At 70.2% G+C, this 17,001-nt stretch carries 16 protein-coding genes and 2 pseudogenes; 1 reads left to right on the forward strand and 17 read right to left on the reverse strand.

From position 1 onward, the window contains the following. Positions 1-125: 125 nt before the first annotated feature. On the reverse strand, positions 126-1,667 hold the full coding sequence (locus ACGFNK_RS38170) for an alanine/glycine:cation symporter family protein (protein ID WP_393423533.1): 1,542 nt from the start codon (positions 1,665-1,667) through the stop codon (positions 126-128). Between the two features lie 303 nt (positions 1,668-1,970). Continuing rightward, positions 1,971-2,078, reverse strand: a pseudogene (locus ACGFNK_RS38175) (DUF2017 domain-containing protein); the annotation flags it as partial. 150 nt (positions 2,079-2,228) lie between these two features. Here ACGFNK_RS38175 and ACGFNK_RS38180 point away from each other — a divergent pair. Further along, a pseudogene (locus tag ACGFNK_RS38180) lies at positions 2,229-2,839 on the forward strand (thymidine kinase). An 81-nt stretch (positions 2,840-2,920) separates the two neighbouring features. Here ACGFNK_RS38180 and ACGFNK_RS38185 read toward each other — a convergent pair. From ACGFNK_RS38185 to ACGFNK_RS38255, 15 genes are all read right to left on the reverse strand, one after another. After that, positions 2,921-3,874, reverse strand: a complete 954-nt coding sequence (locus ACGFNK_RS38185; protein WP_393423535.1) for an oxidoreductase — start codon at positions 3,872-3,874, stop codon at positions 2,921-2,923. Continuing rightward, a complete protein-coding gene (locus ACGFNK_RS38190) occupies positions 3,874-4,554 on the reverse strand; it encodes a 2-hydroxychromene-2-carboxylate isomerase (protein WP_393423537.1) in 681 nt (226 codons plus the stop codon). The genes ACGFNK_RS38185 and ACGFNK_RS38190 overlap by 1 nt, the downstream gene beginning before the upstream one ends. 74 nt (positions 4,555-4,628) lie before the next feature. Beyond that, the gene (locus ACGFNK_RS38195) at positions 4,629-5,759 is read right to left on the reverse strand and encodes a beta-ketoacyl synthase N-terminal-like domain-containing protein (RefSeq protein ID WP_393423539.1); all 1,131 of its coding nucleotides are present in this window, start codon (positions 5,757-5,759) and stop codon (positions 4,629-4,631) included. A 5-nt stretch (positions 5,760-5,764) separates the two neighbouring features. After that, positions 5,765-6,610, reverse strand: a complete 846-nt coding sequence (locus tag ACGFNK_RS38200; protein ID WP_393423541.1) for an alpha/beta fold hydrolase — start codon at positions 6,608-6,610, stop codon at positions 5,765-5,767. After that, positions 6,610-7,596, reverse strand: coding sequence for a beta-ketoacyl synthase N-terminal-like domain-containing protein (locus ACGFNK_RS38205; RefSeq protein ID WP_393423543.1), 987 nt, complete (start codon positions 7,594-7,596; stop codon positions 6,610-6,612). Before ACGFNK_RS38205 ends, ACGFNK_RS38200 begins: the two co-directional genes overlap by 1 nt. Next, positions 7,593-8,741, reverse strand: a complete 1,149-nt coding sequence (locus tag ACGFNK_RS38210) for a beta-ketoacyl-[acyl-carrier-protein] synthase family protein (protein WP_386344747.1) — start codon at positions 8,739-8,741, stop codon at positions 7,593-7,595. The genes ACGFNK_RS38205 and ACGFNK_RS38210 overlap by 4 nt, the downstream gene beginning before the upstream one ends. Beyond that, positions 8,735-10,051, reverse strand: coding sequence for a beta-ketoacyl-[acyl-carrier-protein] synthase family protein (locus ACGFNK_RS38215; RefSeq protein WP_393423546.1), 1,317 nt, complete (start codon positions 10,049-10,051; stop codon positions 8,735-8,737). The genes ACGFNK_RS38210 and ACGFNK_RS38215 overlap by 7 nt, the downstream gene beginning before the upstream one ends. A 51-nt stretch (positions 10,052-10,102) precedes the next feature. Beyond that, positions 10,103-10,354, reverse strand: a complete 252-nt coding sequence (locus tag ACGFNK_RS38220; RefSeq protein WP_165264779.1) for an acyl carrier protein — start codon at positions 10,352-10,354, stop codon at positions 10,103-10,105. Positions 10,355-10,494: 140 nt separating this feature from the next. Next, complete coding sequence (locus ACGFNK_RS38225; RefSeq protein WP_393423548.1) at positions 10,495-11,424, reverse strand: hypothetical protein; 930 nt, start codon at positions 11,422-11,424, stop codon at positions 10,495-10,497. After that, positions 11,421-11,669 (reverse strand): acyl carrier protein, encoded by a 249-nt coding sequence (locus ACGFNK_RS38230; RefSeq protein ID WP_165264778.1) that lies wholly within the window; start codon positions 11,667-11,669, stop codon positions 11,421-11,423. Before ACGFNK_RS38230 ends, ACGFNK_RS38225 begins: the two co-directional genes overlap by 4 nt. Positions 11,670-11,723: 54 nt before the next feature. Then, complete coding sequence (locus ACGFNK_RS38235) at positions 11,724-12,743, reverse strand: SDR family oxidoreductase (protein WP_393423550.1); 1,020 nt, start codon at positions 12,741-12,743, stop codon at positions 11,724-11,726. Further along, on the reverse strand, positions 12,740-13,231 hold the full coding sequence (locus tag ACGFNK_RS38240; protein WP_393423552.1) for a type II toxin-antitoxin system RatA family toxin: 492 nt from the start codon (positions 13,229-13,231) through the stop codon (positions 12,740-12,742). Before ACGFNK_RS38240 ends, ACGFNK_RS38235 begins: the two co-directional genes overlap by 4 nt. A gap of 6 nt (positions 13,232-13,237) precedes the next feature. Continuing rightward, the gene (locus tag ACGFNK_RS38245) at positions 13,238-14,869 is read right to left on the reverse strand and encodes an MFS transporter (RefSeq protein WP_393423554.1); all 1,632 of its coding nucleotides are present in this window, start codon (positions 14,867-14,869) and stop codon (positions 13,238-13,240) included. 13 nt (positions 14,870-14,882) lie between these two features. Continuing rightward, the gene (locus ACGFNK_RS38250; RefSeq protein ID WP_393423556.1) at positions 14,883-15,809 is read right to left on the reverse strand and encodes a beta-ketoacyl synthase N-terminal-like domain-containing protein; all 927 of its coding nucleotides are present in this window, start codon (positions 15,807-15,809) and stop codon (positions 14,883-14,885) included. Then, complete coding sequence (locus ACGFNK_RS38255; RefSeq protein WP_393423558.1) at positions 15,806-16,960, reverse strand: beta-ketoacyl-[acyl-carrier-protein] synthase family protein; 1,155 nt, start codon at positions 16,958-16,960, stop codon at positions 15,806-15,808. The genes ACGFNK_RS38250 and ACGFNK_RS38255 overlap by 4 nt, the downstream gene beginning before the upstream one ends. Positions 16,961-17,001 lie beyond the last annotated feature (41 nt).

The following is a 17,001-nucleotide window of genomic DNA, read 5'->3' on the forward strand; positions in this document are numbered from 1 at the left end:
GGCTGTGCACTGGTCGACGAGGGCCTGGGTGATGGTCGGCATGTCAGGTGGGATAAGCAGAGGGGCCGCCTCGTACCGAAGGGTGGTACAAAGCGGCCCATATGCCGAAACGGCCGGTGCGGGGGTCAGACGACCTTGGCGGACTCCCGCTCGTCCTCGGGGTCCCCGCTGCCCACGGCGGCTTGCGTTTCGCGGCTCCGGACGAAGTCCAGGAAGGAGTTGAGCTCGCGCTTGACGATCGGGGCCAGCAGGTAGAGGCCGATAATGTTGAACACCGACAGCAGGAAGAGCGCCGAGTCGGCCAGGCTGATCAGCGTGTCGAGGGAGAGCAGGGAGCCCGCCACGACGAACAGGCTCCAAATGGCCTTGAAGATGATCTCGCTGGTCTGGCTCTTGCCGAAGAGGTACGTCCACGCCTTGAGGCCGTAGTAGCCCCAGGTCAGGATCGTGGAGAAGGCGAACAGCAGCACTGCGACGGTCAACAGGTTCGGGAACCAGGGCAGCACGGTCTCGAAGGCGTCGGAGGTGATAGTGACGCCGCCGACGTCCTCGCCCGCGCGGGCTTCGGCCCAGCTGGCCGGGTTGGCGATGGCGATGGTCAGCGCGGTCATGGTGCAGATGACGACCGTGTCGATGAACGGCTCCAGCAGGGCGACCAGACCCTCGCTCGCGGGATGCTTGGTCTTGACCGCGGAGTGGGCGATCGGGGCCGAGCCCAGACCGGCCTCGTTGGAGAAGGCGGCGCGCTGGAAGCCGACGATCAGGGCGCCGATCACACCGCCCGCAACACCGTCGGCCTCGAACGCGCCCTTGATGATGCCCTGGAACGCGTCGGGCACCGCGCTGACATTCACCAAGATGACGGCCAGGCAGGCCACGATGTACATGCCGGCCATCGCCGGGACCAGCTTGCTGGTGACCGAGGCGATGGAGCGGATACCGCCGAGCAGAACGAGGCCGACCAGCGCGGCGACCACCAGGCCGAAGAGGACGGCACCGGCGGAGGAGGCCATGAAGCCGTCCTCGCCGCCGAAGGTCGAAGCGACCTGCGCGTAGCTCTGGTTGGTCTGGAACAGGTTGCCGCCGAAGAGGCCGAAGAAGAGGATCATGATGGAGGCCAGGACGGCGAGCACCTTGCCGAACTTGGCGCCGCCGCTGCCGAAGCGCTCGGCGAGCCCCTTGGGCAGGTAGTGCATCGGACCGCCGGAGACGGTGCCGTCCTCGTGCTCCTCGCGGTACTTCACGCCGAGGGTGACCTCGACGAACTTGCTCGCCATGCCGAGCAGACCGCACAGGATCATCCAGAAGGTGGCGCCGGGGCCGCCGATGGAGACGGCCACGGCGACACCGGCGATGTTGCCGAGGCCGACGGTGCCGGAGACGGCGGCGGTCAGCGCCTGGAAGTGGTTGACCTCACCGGGCGAGCCCTTCTCGTCGTACTTGCCGCGCACGACGTCGATGGCGAGCTTGAACTTGCGTACCTGGATTAGCCCGAACCAGCCGGTGAAGATCAGCCCGGCGACCACGAGCCAGGCGACGATGAGCGGCAGCTCGGTGTCGCCGACAGGTACCGCGTAGAAGACGATCTCGCTGACTTTGGTGGCGACGGGTTCGAAGAAGTCGCTGACGGCGTCGTCGATGGATGTGGTGACGGACTCGAGTGACATTTGGTCTACCTCGGTGGGGCGGGGACGTGCTGGCGTGGCGCAGCAGTGGGGGGACAGGTAAAGGGACGGTGTACACATGGCAAAGGCCGCCCCATGAAGGAATTGGGAAGTCCTATCACGTTCGCCACGGGCCCTCGAGTGATCCAAGTCACGCAAAGGTGCCCCTGGGGCACAAACCCGCAGGGGCAGTAATGCGATCGTTATGCGTATTTGAGCGTCCTCTGAGGAGATGCAGCCTGAAAAACAGCTTGACAGGTCAGCAGGCAAAGGTGCGGATGGCCATGACCACGAGGGGTCCTCAGGTCACGGCATGAGCGTCTCCTGAAGCCCGCCCGGCCACAGATACGCCACCACCATCGGCTTGCGCGGATCGTCGTCCGGCAGCCGGTAAAGGCGGTCGGTGTCCTCCTCGCGATCCGCCCCGCACCCGCACATCACAGGAGTCTCGTCCATGACCTGGCACTGGATCGGCCTCGTCGTCTTCTCCGTCACGCTGCTTCCGGCCGGGCTGCCTTCGGTCAGCGGCCGGGTACCGCACCGCCTGCGGCACCGGCTCGTCCGATGCCCTCCCGTCCCATCCCCTCACTGACCACGGGTGAGAGTTCGGCGCGCGGGCTCCAGGGCATGATCTTCACCCGCGACGACCGTGCCGGCGAGGGCAACTCTCCTCACGCCTGGGGCTCGTCACGAACGCGGTGGAGGTCGAGGACGACCAGGACGTGTATGCGTACCTCGTGGACCATCTCTCCCACGGCGGACGCGCGGACTATGTGATCGCGGACGAGGCGCAGTTCCTCGCCCCGGAGCAGGTCGACCAACTCGCCCGAGTCGTCGACGACTTGGGGATCGACGTCTTCGCCTTCGGCATCACCACGGACTTCCGCTCCAAGCTCTTCCCCGGTTCGCAGCGACTGGTGGAGCTGGCCGACCGCGTCGAGGTCCTCCAGGTCGAGGCCCTCTGCTGGTGCGGCGCCCGCGTCACCCACAACGCCCGTACGATAGGCGGCCACATGGTCGTCGAAGGCGCCCAGGTCGTCGTCGGCGACGTCAACCAGTCCGAGGACATCGGCTACGAGGTCCTCTGCCGCCGTCATCATCGCCGCCGGATGACGGCGACCACGGCGCGGGCGGTCGCCTTGTCGCCGGACGTCCTGCCGGTCGCCCCTGCCTGAGCGTCGTCGGCCGTACCGGCTGCGGTGCACTGTGCCACTGTCCGAGTGCCGTGGTCTGACGGGTCTCGCTGTCCCTGTACCTCAACCTCCTGAAAGCGGGTAGGCGACGCCGGTCAGTCGTTCGGACTCCTGCCACAGGCGGTGTTGCGCCCAGGTGTCGTGGGAGCGTGCGCTGGACTCGACGCGGGTCGGATGTCCAGTGAACTGCGCCAGGCCGGGAGGTCCGTAGTAGTCGCCGCCGTGTGCGTCCGGGTCGGTGGCCGCGCGCAGCGTCGACAGCGCGCCCATCCGGGGGGACTGCACGATCCACGAATTCACCGGGCTCAACTGCGGGCCCATGAGGAATCTGAAGGGCGCGGGCATGTCCCGGCCGAACTCGGTGCGGGCGTTGCCCGGATGGGCGGCGACCGCGATGGTCGGCGCTCCGGCTCTCCCCAGCCGGCGTTGCAGTTCATAGGTGAACATCAGGTTGGCGAGCTTCGCCTGGAAGTAGGCGGTGAAGGAGCGGTACCCGCGCTCGCAGGTGAGATCGTCGAAGTTGATGGTGCCGTGTCGGTGGCCGATGCTGCTGACGGTCACGATCCGTGAGCCGGGCGTCTTCAGCAGCCGGTCCAGCAGCAGACCGGTGAACGCGAACGGGCCCAGGTGGTTGGTGGCCAGCGTCAGTTCGAAGCCGTCCTCGGTGAGGCTGTGACCCAGACGTATCCCTCCGGCGTTGTTGATGAGCAGGTCGATACGGGGATGGTCCGCGCGCAGGCTCTCGGCGGCCCGGCGGACCGAGGCAAGAGAGGCGAGGTCCAGTTGCAGGGTGCTGACCTTCGCAGTCGGCGCCTTGGCGGTGATGCGGGCTTCGGCGTCCGCTGCCCGGTCCGGATTCCGGCAGGCCAGTACGACGGTGGCGCCGCGCTGCGCGCAGACCTGGGCGGTCTCGAAGCCGAGGCCGGAGTTGGCGCCGGTGATCACGACGGTTCGTCCTCGCTGGTCGGGTACGTCGGCCGAGGTCCACCGCCGGGTTGCCGTCCCGTGGCCGCCCATCAGCCGCAGCCTCCCGCGTGCCCCTGGTCGACGGTGGCGGTCGTGAGGAGTTCGGGGGGCAGGTGCTGGGCGCGGATGCGGGAGACGAAGGCGGGGAGGCGGTCGACGCCCCAGTACTTGTCGAAGCCGTCGATGAAGTAGGGGACGCCGAAGACACCGTCGCGGTGGAGGAGTTCGATGGAGGCGAGGCCTTCCGCCCGTACGGCCGGGTCGGTGGCCGCGCCCGAGAAGGGTTCGGGGTCGAGGCCGAGGCCGGTGGCGAGGGTGGCCATGACGGCGGGGTCGGAGATGTCCTTGCCCTGTTCCCAGCGGGCGCGGTAGACCGCGTCGATGAAGGGGCGGCCGTGGCCGAGACGGTTCGCGACCAGGTAGGCGAGGTGCGAGACCTCCCAGCGCGGATCGGGGTCCTGCGGCCAGACCATGTCGAGATCGCGTTCCCTGGCGAGCCTGCGCACGTCCTGAAGGATGTAGAGGTGCTTCTCGCGCGACATCGGTACGTAGGGGAGGCGTATGCCCCGCTCGGTCAGGTCCTGGGCCGTGGGCTCGTCGGGCTCCCAGAAGGGGAGCCAGTCGATGGCGTCCGCGACGTCCGGGTAGCGGTCCGTCAGGTCTCGGTAGGCCATCCAGGAGTACGGGCTGCGGAAGGAGAAGTACCAGCGCGGGGCGCGGCGTCGGGCCATGGTTCACGGGCTCCTTGAAGAGGTGGTTCGGCGCGGAGTCGGTTCAGGGCAGCCGGTTCGGCGCGGAGTTGGTTTCAGCGCAGGCGAAGCAGGGCGCAGCCGACCGAGCCCGTACGGTCCACGGAGGTGATCAGGCCGATCCGGCCGGTGGCCGCGGACAGGTGCTGCTCGTCGGACGGGTGCGTCTCGGCGTACGCGAGCAGGGACGCCGTCTGGAAGCCGGCGGCGGCCGCTCCGGTGTCCCCGATCAGCTCGTGGGGGGCGAGGTCGACGGCCCCGGTCTCGCCGAGGACGTCCGCGATGGCGAGGAGCTCCTCGGTCCCTGCCCGGCCGGAGCTGCAGGAGCGGGCGATCGCCACGATCTGCTCCGGGTTCATCGGGGCCTGGGCGAGGGCGCGGCGCAGACAGGAGGAGAGGGCGGCGCGCACGTCCTCGCCCAGAATGACGCCCAGTTCGACGGCGAGGATCTCGGCGAGCACCGGCTGGTCGCCGGCTCCGGCGGGTTCGATGAGCAGCATGGAGCTGCCTTCGCCGAGGGGCGTGAAATCGGCGGAATCGGAGGAGTCGGCTGATGCGGTGTGGTGCTCCAGCCAGGCGCGGGCCGGCGAGAACTCCTCGGCCGTGCCGCACAGCACACTCTCCGCATGGCCCGATGCCAGCAGCCTGCGCGCGTAGTTGAGGGCGTGCAGGCCGGCGGCCCGGCCGCCCGCGATCGTGGTGTTCGGGCCCTTGAGCTGGTACCAGATCGCGCTCTGGCCGCTGGCGCAGTTCATCACCGTGTTGGGGAACTGTGCGGGGTCGACGAAGAACGGCTGCTCACCGGTGAGCGAGTCACGGGTGAAGTCCATCATGCTCTGCGCGCTGCCGGTGGTGGTGCCCAGGGCGAAGGCCGCGCCCTCTCCGGTGCCCACCCGCTGATTGCGCTCGCTCTCGCCGAGCAGCGCACCGACCGCGGTGACCGTGAGACCGGTGACCCGGTCCATGGAACGGGTGCCCTTGCGGCCGAGTGCCGCGCGGATGTCGAAGCCGGGCACCAGGCAGGCGGTCGGCTCCGGGGTCTTGTCGTACGAAGGGCCGAGCGGCGCCGTGGTGTCGCGGCGCTCCCGGATGCCCTCGGTGAACGCGGCCCGGCCGACGCCGAACGGCGAGACGGCGGACCAGGCGGTGATGACCGGGCGGCGGCCGACCATTGCGGTAGCACTCATGATCGTCACGTTTCTGTGGTGAGGGTTGCTTGCAGAACGGGCGGAGGCGTCAGTACGGAACCGAGGAAGGCCCTCAGCTCGGTGCCGAAGGCAGCCGGCTCGTCCACCATCGGGAAGTGCCCGCTGCGCCCGAGCACCCGCAGTCGTGCGTCGGGCAGTGCGGCGGCCAGCGCGACGGCGTGCTCCGCCGGCGTGGCGATGTCGTGTGTACCGCCGATGACCAGGCAGGGGACGGCGATGCGGGCCGTCCGCAGCTCGGGTGTGCGCAGGAACAGGTCGAAGAACCGGATCCAGCCGTACGGGCCGATCCACTCCCTGACCCGTTCCGCCATGGCGACTTCGGTCTCCGCCGACACCCGGCCGCCGGAGTGGGCCCGGATGCCCTCCTGCAGGATCAGATGGAAGTCGTTGAGGTAGTGGGTGATGGTCCCCCAGTCGAACTCCTCGGCCGTGCCCCGGTAGAAGGGCGAGACGAGGACGAGGGCGCGGATGCCGAAACGGCTGAACGGGTCGCCGTCCACGCGGCCGGACCGGTCGAGCAGTTCGAGCAGCACATTGGACGACATCGAGTGCGCGACCACGACATCCACCGGGCCCGGTACGGAGACCAGCGCCTCCTCGACCCACGGGGCGAGGTCCGCGGTCCGGCCCCAGCCGGTGACGCCCTGGCCGCGCCAGGGGAGTCCGGCGGACCAGACCTCGTGGTCGGGGGAGAGCTGCCGCGCGGTCTCGTCCCACACGGTGTCGGTGCCGGCGAGACCGTGCAGGAACAGGACCTTGGGGGCGCCTGCTGCGGCGGCACCGGGGTGCCGCCGCAGCACGACGGGAGCCGACGGAGCGGGGGGACGCATCACCGTGGGCTCCCCGTAGGAGCGAGCAGAGACACACCGGAGGTGGCGCCGCGCAGGCCCGCGCCGGCCACCGCGTACACAGGGCCCGTACCGCCCTCGTCGAACCATCCGGTCGCCGCCGCGCACTGCAGTACGCCCAGCGCGCCGGACGCCTGGCCGAGTCCGGGACCGAAGCCGTCCCGCGGCACGCCGTGGAGCAGATCGTCGGGCAGAGCGCCGGCGGCGTCCTGCGGGATCTGCCAGCGGACCGGCGCCGGGCCGTCCGTGCCACCGAGGTCCGCGACACAGGAGCGCACGCCGTCGGTCATCGCATAGCCGCCGTAGACGGCGCGGACGTCGGCCGACCGGTTCCGGGCGGCCTCGGCGCGCTCGACCACGACGGCGGCCCCGCCGTCCACGCCCGTGCGACCGTCACCGAGGAGGCGCCGTACCGCGTCGTTGTCCGGCTCCACGCCGATCACCAGGACGCGGTCGACCCGGCCCGAGCGGATCATGGTGGCGGCCCAGTGCATGGCGTCGAGGCCCGAGGTGGCGCCGTTGCAGACCATCAGGTTGGGGCCGCGCAGGCCGAACCTGATCGCCACCGAGGAGGCGATGACATTGCTGGACGCGTTCGGCAGGTCCATCGGTGAGGTGGCCGAGACCGTCTGGGCCCTGATGGTGTCCAGGGCGCCGGTCACGGTGTCCAGATTGCCGAAGTTGGAACTGGCGACGACACCGATGCTCGTCCCCGGCACGGTCAGCCCGTCCTCGTCGAGCAGACCTGTGTCCATCAGGGCGCCGGAGGCCAGGCAGTACGCGAGCTGGGTGGCCCGGTCCTTGTAGCGCAGGCCCTTCTTGCCGACCAGCACCTCCGGCGCGACGGGCTGTCCGACGGCCCCGGGTCCCGCGGCGAGCGCCGCAGGGGTGTCGGCGCCGGGGACCAGGACGCTGACGCCGGTGATGACGATCGCGCCTCCCGCGGTGAGGGTGTGCACAGTGCTCATCGGGCTGCCTCCACGATCGCGACCGCGTTGATGCCGCCGAAGCCGAAGGCGTTCAACTGCATGGTCTCCAGCTCGGCCCGGCGCTCGGAGCCGGTCACGAAGCGGAAGGCGGCCGCCTCGTCCACCGGGTCGTCCAGGCCGACCGTGGGCGGTATCCGCCCCTGGTCCATGGCCCGCAGGCCGACCACCAGATTGAGCAGGCCCGAGCCGCCGGAGGTGTGCCCGGTCATCGACTTGATGGCGGTCATCAGCGGCTTGTCCGCGTCGGGACCGAGCACCTCGGCGAGCGCGATGGCCTCGGCCTCGTCGTTGAGGAGCGTGCCGGTGCCGTGCAGCATCACCAGATCGATGTGCCCGGGATCGATCTCCGCGGCCGTGTACGCCTGCCTCATCGCCTGGGCGATGCCTTCGGGAGAGGGCGCGGTGGCGTGGAAGGCGTCGCAGTTGACCGAGACGCCGCGCAGCCGTCCGTGCACCTGCTGACCGTCGTTCCCGGTGTCCTCTCTACGGAGGACGACGGCGGCGGCGCCGTCGCCCATGAGCACACCGGTGCGGTGGCGGTCGAAGGGCCTGACCCGCTCGGGCGCCACCGGGTGGACCCGCTCGAGCAGTCCGTACATGCTCTCGGTGAGCACGTCGACACCGGCCACGATGACGGTGTCGGGGCCGTCCGGCCCCGCCAGCAGATCCGAGCCGAGGGCCAGTGCGTACAGCGAGGCGGAGCAGGCATTGGAGAAGGTGTACGTCTGCTCGGCGCCGAACCGCTCCCGCAGGGCAGGCCCGAAGTGCAGCCCGTGCTCGGTGAGTTCGGCTTCGCCGCGCCACCACAGTTCCAGGGAGCGCAGCTCGCGCAGTCCCGTGCCGACAAGTACCGGGATGCCGCGGAGATCCTCGCCGAGGCCGGCGTCCTTGGCCGCCTGGCCGACCGCGTCAAGCAGCAGAGCCGTGGCACGGGCCGGGACATCGACGCCGACGGCCGGCCGGTTGTCGACCTCGTAGGCGTACTGGGCACGGAAGTTGGCCCGGTCGAAGCCGCGCAGCAGGGCGTGGCCGGTGACGCCGGCGCACAGGTTCTCGAAGAGATCGTCGATTCCCCTGCCCGTGCTCGCTGTGGCGCCGACGCCGGTGATGGACTGACTCAGCACAGCGCGTCCTCCTTCACTTGTGCGGGGTCGGTCTGTACGGGGTCGGCGGCGGCGTCGTAACGGCCGAGGAGCAGCACCGCGTTGTTTCCGCCGAAGGCGAGCCCGTTGTTCTGGACGACCCTCAGATCGGCCTCGACCGCCTGGTTGGGCACGCAGTCGACGTGGCACTCCGGATCGCTGGTGACGTGGTTGATGGTGGGCGGTACGAAGCGGTTGTCGATGGCGAGCGCGCAGCCGATCGCCCCGAGCGCACTGGCCGCACCCATGCTGTGCCCGAGCATCGACTTCACCGACACGGTGCGCGGCGGGGTGTCCCCGAACACCTGGCGGATGGCGCCCACTTCGGTGACGTCATTGGCCTTCGTGCCGGTGCCGTGCGCGGAGATGAGGTCGACCTGTTCCGGCTTGACGCCGGAGTTCTCCAGAGCGCGCTCCATGACGCGGGCGACGCTCGCCCGGTTGGGGGCCACCTGGTGGTACGCGTCGCAGTTGAGGCCGTATCCCAGCACCTCGGCATATATGTGCGCCCCACGGGCGAGGGCGGAGTCCAGCCGCTCCAGTACGAGGACGCCGGCGCCCTCGCCCGTCAGGATGCCCTTGCGGTCGACGTCGAAGGGCTGGCAGCGGTCCGGGGCGATGGTGCCGAGCCGGTAGAAGCCGGTGAACGTCTTGCGGCACATGGCGTCCGCGCCGCCGCAGAACGCGAACTCGGCCTCACCGGAGGCGACGGCGTCGAAGCCGTAGCCGATGGCGTAGTTGCCGGCCGCGCAGGCGGTGGGGACGGTCACCGCCTCCACATCGCTGAGGCCCAGCTCCTGGGCGATGGCCACCGAGAGCCGTCCCGCGGGGACCCGCCGTACGGCCACCGGGTCCATCCGCTCGGCCCCTTCGGTGATCTCGGCCTCGACGAGGTGGTCGAGATCGTAGGACTCCCCGTCGGTGGTGCCGATGGAGATCAGACCGCGCCGCTGACGGAGCCGGCCGAGGTCGAGGCCCGAGTCCTCCAGAGCCATGCGGGCGGCGGCCACCGAGAACTGCGTGGCCCGCCCCAGCTGGTCCAGTTCGAGCTCCGTGACCCACTGCGCGGGGTCGAACCCGGTGACCTCGCATCCGGTCGAGTGCGAGAACCCCTCCGTGTCGAACACGGTGATGGGCTTGGCCCCGCTGTGGCCCTCCCTCAGCCCCCGCAGGAACTCGGTGACGCCGAGGCCGATGCTGGAGACCACACCGAATCCGGTGAGGACGACCCGGTGGCGTGCCTCTTCCCCGGCCGGCCCGATGGCTCGCTGTGCTGCGTGCTGTGCTGACATGCCACCCTTCCGATACACAGTCGTTGGTCCTCACCCGGATCCGGGCAGGCCCTACCAGCCGGCGGCCTCGGCCACGACCTGGTAGACGCCCTCGATGTTCACCATGCGGGGCAGTTCGCTCTGGTTGATGACCACGTTGAACTGCTTCTCCAGGGCGGCGAGAATCTCGATCGCGCGCAGCGAGTCCGCGTTGTGGTCCTCCTTGAACAGGCTGGTCCGTGTGACCTCGTCCTCCTCTATTTCGAGGATGTCGCAGACGATTTCCTTGATGCTTTCGGTGCGCTCGGCAAGCTCGGTGGACACGCTTTATCTCCTTGGGAAGAAATGTGCTTGGGAAAGGAATGTGCTTGGGATTCGATGCGCGTATCGCTTTCCGTGACTTGATTCTTGACCGCCGCACAGGGAATCGGCCCGGCAGCGGCAGGAAGTTGTCAGTGAATTGCTCAGGCCTGCCGCAGGCGGTCGGCGGGGCGGCGGGCCAGCACGGCCTGGCTCACCGTGAGGACCAGTTCGCCGCGCACCCGCGTGGTGCCCTCGAAGATCTGGATGTCGTCGATCGTGCGGGCCAGCCGGACGGCGTGTTCGAGCGTGTCGCCCGGGAACACCGGGGGCCCGAAGGCCAGTCGGGTGTAGCTGCCCAGCATCAGGACCTCTTCGGCGAGCACATCCGTGTTGGCCTTGTCGGCCGTGGCGAGGACGGCTGCGGCCTGGTTGAAGGACTCCATCAGCGGGCCGATGGGATAGGCGTACGCGGCTGGGTCCTTCACCTTGGCGTCGAGGTGCCGGTACCAGGGTTCGCCGTAGGTGACCGCCTTCTCGGCGGTGACCTGCTCACCGGGGGTGAAGGACAGCACCCGGTCGATCAGCAGCATCTCGTCCCGGTGCGGGATGCGGGCCATCAGCTCGGGCAGGGACAAGGGGCCCAGGCCCGTGGGGAGTTCCAGTGGACCGGAGAACTCGGGCGGTGCGAGGGGGGACACGGCGCCGGCGTCCTCGTACCGCAGCCGGATCCTCGCCACCGGGTCCCGCTCGGTGGCGGCGGTCACCCGGCACACCCACCCCGCCGCGTCCTGCGTCCAGCGGAGCGAGAAGGTCAGGGTGTCGCCCGGGTAGGCGGGGTGCAGGAAGCGGGACGATTCCAGTCCGGCCAGGCGCAGTCCGGGGGCGCCGACGGGCGGCCGGCCGAGCGCGGCCAGATGGGCCGTCTCGACGAGGAAGACCCCGGCGAAGATCGGAAAGCCCCGGTAGTGGCCGTTGAACACGGGCTCGGCGGGATCGAGCGGGAGCTCGACCGCGCAGGTCCCGGCGGCGCCGTCGGCCCGTACCACCGTGTAGGGGGTACGGACCGACCGGCACCGTTCATGGCCGCTCATCCCGTGACTTTCCCGAGGAGCAGGCTGTAGGTCTGGCCGAAGTTGGTGATCTCGCCGAATTCCTTCTCGGAAATCTTGACGCCGAACTTCTTCTCCAGCTGGACCATGATTTCCAGGCCCATGAGCGAATCGACACCGAGGTCGTCGACATAGCGGGCGTCATCGGTGACGTCCTCGATCTCGACGTCGAGGGCGTCGGCGACGAGCGCGCGCAGGGATTCCTTTTCGAGCGTGGCAGTGGTCATTTCTGCTTCCTTATGTCAGGTGTGGGATATCAGGCGTGAGGCTGGGGATGCGGCTCATGCCGCGATGAGATTCCAGGGTTCCGGCAGGCGCTTCGCGTGCCGGGGCTTCGTATCGGCCCACCAGCGGACCGAATGGGCCAGCAGGCCGGCCGGGTCGAGGACCTTCCGCGTCGGCTTGAAGGGGGCCGGGATGCTGGTGTAGCTCTCGAACATGCTGAGCAGTTCGACCGCCCGCTGCTGGACGTCCGAGAGGTGCGGCTTCGACAGCGGAAGGAAGAAGCCGTGCCAGTGGGCGGCGGGGATGACGGGGGCGAGCGGGATCGGCGCGATTCCCCGCTCGTCCCGCCATTCGTTGATGGTCCGGGTGATGACCGCGACCATGTCCGAGACCCGCAGACAGCCCTCGCCCGCGGCGATCGTCTCCACGACCTGCCCGGCCGGCGGCACCCCGAGTGCGGCGGCCACGATGACCTCCGCCACCTGGTCCACGGGTGAGATCTCGATGAAGCCGTCCGGATCACCGACCAGCGCCGGTGCCAGGCCCGAGACCAGGGACTGCACCATCGCGTACGGGCCCGAGAGGCGGGCTATCGCGCCATCCGTGCTGCGGCCGAAGACCAGCGGAGGCCGCACGATGGTCAGCGGTCCCGGATGCCGGGTCCGTACGACGTTCTCGGACTCGGCCTTGGACCACTCGTAGCCGTTGCGGTACTGGCCGTACTCCGGATCCCGGGCGGCCCCCTCCTGTCCGTCGACGTACGCCGTCGAGATGTGGACGACGTGGGTGTCGGCGTCGGCGAGTTCGAGGACGGCCTCGGTGGTGCGGACATTGGCGGCGATCGCCTCGTCCTTGGTCATCGTCCACCGGGTGGAGGCGGCGCTGTGGATCACCACATCCCAGTGCTGCCGCAGCTCGTCGGGGGCGGGCTCGGCGCCCAGTACCCAGCCGGTCTCCTCAGGACGCGAGGGACGCCGCGTCACGGCGGTGACCTCGGTCTTCTCCCCGAACTCGGCCAGCTGCGCGAGGACTTCGCTGCCCACCACGCCACCGGATCCGGTCAGAAGGATCTTCATGCGGTGCTCCTCGGTGCGATGCCGGCCGGGCCCGAGGTGGTGCGTTCGCCGATCCGGGCCAGCGCGGACTCGGTGAAGCCGCGCAGCGTGCGCTCGGCGATCGGGCCGAGCATGGCGTCCATCAGCGGGATGCCGATCTTGAAGTCGATGTGCAGCTCGACGGTGGTGAGCGGGCCGTCCGTGCCGATCTGCCAGTGGCCCGTGCAGCGAGAGAGCGGGCCTTCGGTCTGGCGGAACTCGACCCGGTGCCGCTCGTGGTCGATGGAGTCCTCCTCCACCCATTCCAGGCGCGGCCCGGCAGACGCCACTTCCGCCACAGGCCCCAGCAGCACGACCCAGCGGGTGGTCCGCCGGTCGCCGTCCTGGTGGAGGATCTCGGCCTCGGCGACCTCGGGGACGTACGACGGGATGGACGCGCAGTCGAGCAGCGAGGCCCAGAGCCGGCCGGGGGACTCCCCGGTCGTCTGGCGCGTGGTGATGATGGGCACGGTCGGTCAGTCCTTTGCGTTCGGTGACAGACCCAGCTCCGGCAGATCGCGGAACTCGGCGTCGAGGTCGGTGAGATGGTCGCCCCGCGCGCTCTCGTGCAGGTCCTTGGAGCGGATGCACAGCAGCGCGATGACGGCGCCCACGGCGGTCACGGCCGAGGACGCGATCAGTACGTCGTGCAGGCCGTCGACGAAGGCGGACTGTGCCGCCTCGGTGACCTTCACAGTGATGTCCGGCGGCAGGGCCCCGGCCATCTCGCCGACGGCACCCGTGGCCACCGCGTCCCCGAACTGGTCGGCCCTCGGGCCCAGTTCGCCCGCGACGGACGACGCGGCAAAGGAGTCGGCGACCCTGCTCTGGAAGACCGCGCCGAACACGGCGATGCCCAGGGCGACGCCGACCTGCTGGAAGGTCTCGGCGATCCCGGAGGACATGCCGGCCTTCTCCGGCTCCACCATGCCGACCGAGAGCGCGGCCCGCAGCGGCTGGTAGATGCCCATGCCGACACCGGCCACGAGCATGCTGGGCAGCAGCACGGTCCACTCGCTGTCGTCCCGCACCAGGGTGACCAGGCCCAGGCCGGTCGCCATCAGGGTGCCCGAGAGCACCGCGAGCAGCTTCGGCGACACCCGTGCAGTCAGCAGGCCGGTGACTCCCGCGACCACGAACAGCGTCAGCGTCATGGGCAGGAAGCGCACACCGGTCTCCAGCGGGCTGAAGCCCAGCACGTTCTGCAGATAGGAGATCTGCAGGAAGATGGCGCTCAGGACGGTGGAGTTCCACAGCAGAGTGGCCGCGGACATCCCGTTGAACGTGGGGATGCGGAACATCGACAGGTCGAGCATGGCCGCCGAGCCGCGACGGCGCTCGATGACGACGAACAGCACCAGGAGCACGCCCGAACCGACGAACATCGAGACGATGGGCGCGCTGCTCCAGCCCTCCGCGTGCCCCCGCAGGAAGCCGGTCACCAGCAGGCCGAGCGCGCTGGAGAAGACCACCAGGCCCGCCCAGTCGATGGGGTGGCTGTCCGGGTTGCGGGACTCGCGGATGCGCAGTGCCCCGATGATCATGGCCGCGGCGCCGATCGGCACGTTCACCAGGAAGATCCAGCGCCAGTTCAGCGCGTCGGTGAGCGCGCCGCCGATCAGCGGGCCGAAGGCGATCGCCAGGCCGACGACACCACCGAAGATCCCGAAGGCCCGGCCGCGGTCCTTGCCCCGGTACTCATGGCCGATCAGCGCGGGACCGACCGCGAAAAGGATCGCGGCGCCCACACCTTGCAGCCCACGGGCGAGGTTGAGCTGCAGGATGCTCTGCGAGAGACCGCACCAGAGCGAGGCCAGGGTGAAGACGACGAAGCCGATGTTGAAGACGCGCTTGCGGCCCAGCCGGTCGGCGAGCGAGCCGCCGGTGAGCAGGAACGCGGCCAGCGTCAGCGCGTACGAGTCGAGGACCCACTGCAGCTCGGAGAAGTCGGCGTCCAGCGAGACCCGCATGTCGGGCAGGGCCACGTTGACGACGGTGAGGTCGAGCATGAGCATGAACGTGGCGATGCAGACCACGCCCAGCGTCCAGCCGCGGGCCGAGGCGGCGGATTCGCCGTCGGGTGCCGCTACTTCTTCTTGTGTTGCCATGAAGTGCTCTCCTTCACTGGGGTGTTGAGGGGGTGACGAGGGCGGCGGAGACATTGCCCGTGGCGGTTGCGGTGACGACGATCTGCGGTGCTGTGGCGTGGGCCAGCGCTTCGGCGATGGCCTGGAGGGGGCGCAGGGATCCCGCGCCGGCGGGCTCCGTGGGGGCGTCGAGTGCGGCTTCGACCGCTCGGGCGACCGGGGAACCGTCACCTGTCAGACGGACTTGGGGCCCGGCCCCGTACGAGAGCCCTTCGAGCAGCACGCCCAGTGCCGCCCGTACGTCCTCCGGAAATTCGGCCTGGCCCGGCGGCACGAAGACCGAGCTCACGTCGACCCGCCCCAGTGCCCGGCGGCCCCCGGCCCGTACCGCCTGTGCGGGCTCGACGACCAGGGCGAGCGCACCTTCCTCGGCCGCACCTCGGACGGTCACCGCCGCCTTGTCCGACTCCGGTGGCACGGCCTCGGTCGCCCCGGCGAGCAGCCAGTCCGCGCGCCCCGACCTGAGCGCGCGCAGCCCGGCCTGGAGCGCCTCGAGGCCGGCCGTCCGCGGTGTGTGCACGGCCAGGCTGAAGCCCTTGAGCGCGTGCTCCATCGCGATCCGGCTCGCTATGAGGTTCGGCGAGAAGTACGGGGCGGCGGTCGGCGAGAGGAGGCGGGCCTCACCGGCGACCGTGGCCTGGTCGATCTCCGCGTGCATGCCGGCCACGGCATGGTTGGTGCCGACCGCGACCGCGCGCCGCTCCTCGGGGACGGCGAGCAGTGCTACGCCGATGCCCTCCTGGGCCAGTGCCCGCTTGACCGCGGCCAGCAGGTACTGGGCGGACGGCGGCAGATGGCGGTAGCCGCGGCCGAGTTCGGCCCGCTGGTCGAACCAGCCGGTCAGTCCGGGCCCCGGTGGGGTGACGGTGCCGAAGGCCGATATGACGAAGTCCTGGGTCATGAGGGTGCTCCGGTCAGGGCCAGGGAGATGTTGTTGCCGCCGAAGGCGTAGGCGTTCACCAGCGCGACCCCGCAGCGCAGTTCGGTGGCCTCGGTGGGCAGGTGCACCGGGCACTCGGGGTCCATCGCGGCCGTCGCCGGATTGCCGGGCACCGTGCCGCGGTGGAAGCACAGGGCCGCGAGGACCGCGCCCAACACCCCGGCGCCGCCCGCCAGATGGCCGACGACCGCCTTGAGGTTGTGCAGCACGATCGTGTCGAGCCGCGTACCGAAGACGGCGCCCATTGCGGCGGCCTCGGTGCTGTCGTTGAGCCTGGTCCCGGTCGCATGCGGCACGATCAGCGTGACGTCGCCGGGCCCGGCCCCGGCCTCCTCGAGAGCCGCCCGCATCGCACGGCCCGCCTGGGCGCCGGTGGGGTCGGGCGCGGTGGGATGGGCGGCGTCGCAGCTCCAGCCGGTGCCGGCGAGCCTCGCGTACATCCGGGCGCCGCGCGCCCTCGCATGGGCGGCGGATTCCAGTACGACGGCGCCGGCGCCCTCGCCGAGCACCACGCCGGCCCGGTCCCGGGCGAAGGGCCGCAGCCGGTCGGGGGCGAGAGCGCCCATCTGGTTGAAGGCGGCGACGGTCACGCGTGAGTAGGCCTCGGCCCCGCCCGCGACCACCACATCGGCCTCGCCCGTGCGGATCATCTCCGCGCCGATCGCGATGGCGTATCCGCTGCCCGCACAGGCGTTGCTCAGATTGACCGCCCCGGCCCCGGCACCGATACGGGCGGCGAGAGCCGAGGCCAGCACGAACGGCGGCGAGGCGTCCGCCACCGGCGGCACCTGCCCCGCCCGGGCCAGCTCGACCTGCCGGGCATCACCGACGCTCGACCCCATCACCACGGCGATACGGGCCCCGGGCACGGAACCGAGCCCGGCATCGGCGCACGCCTCAAGACCGGCGTCCACGGTGTAACGGGTCGCGGGCGCCGTGTCCGAGGCCGGACCGGGCACCAGGTAGTACAGCGGCAGCGGAACCTTCAGATCCGGGTCGGGCACCCGGTCGGCGACGGCGGTGGCGCCGGCCCGTACCCCCGCCCAGAACGTCTCGACGCCCCGGCCCAGCCGGCAGACCACACCAAGGCCGGTTATGGCGATCTCAGTCACCGTGAACAACTCCCCGTCTACACAAACCCCGTGTTTCCGGG

Origin of the sequence: Streptomyces sp. NPDC048825 (genome assembly GCF_043198355.1) — a bacterium.
Classification (GTDB): domain Bacteria; phylum Actinomycetota; class Actinomycetes; order Streptomycetales; family Streptomycetaceae; genus Streptomyces; species Streptomyces xiangluensis.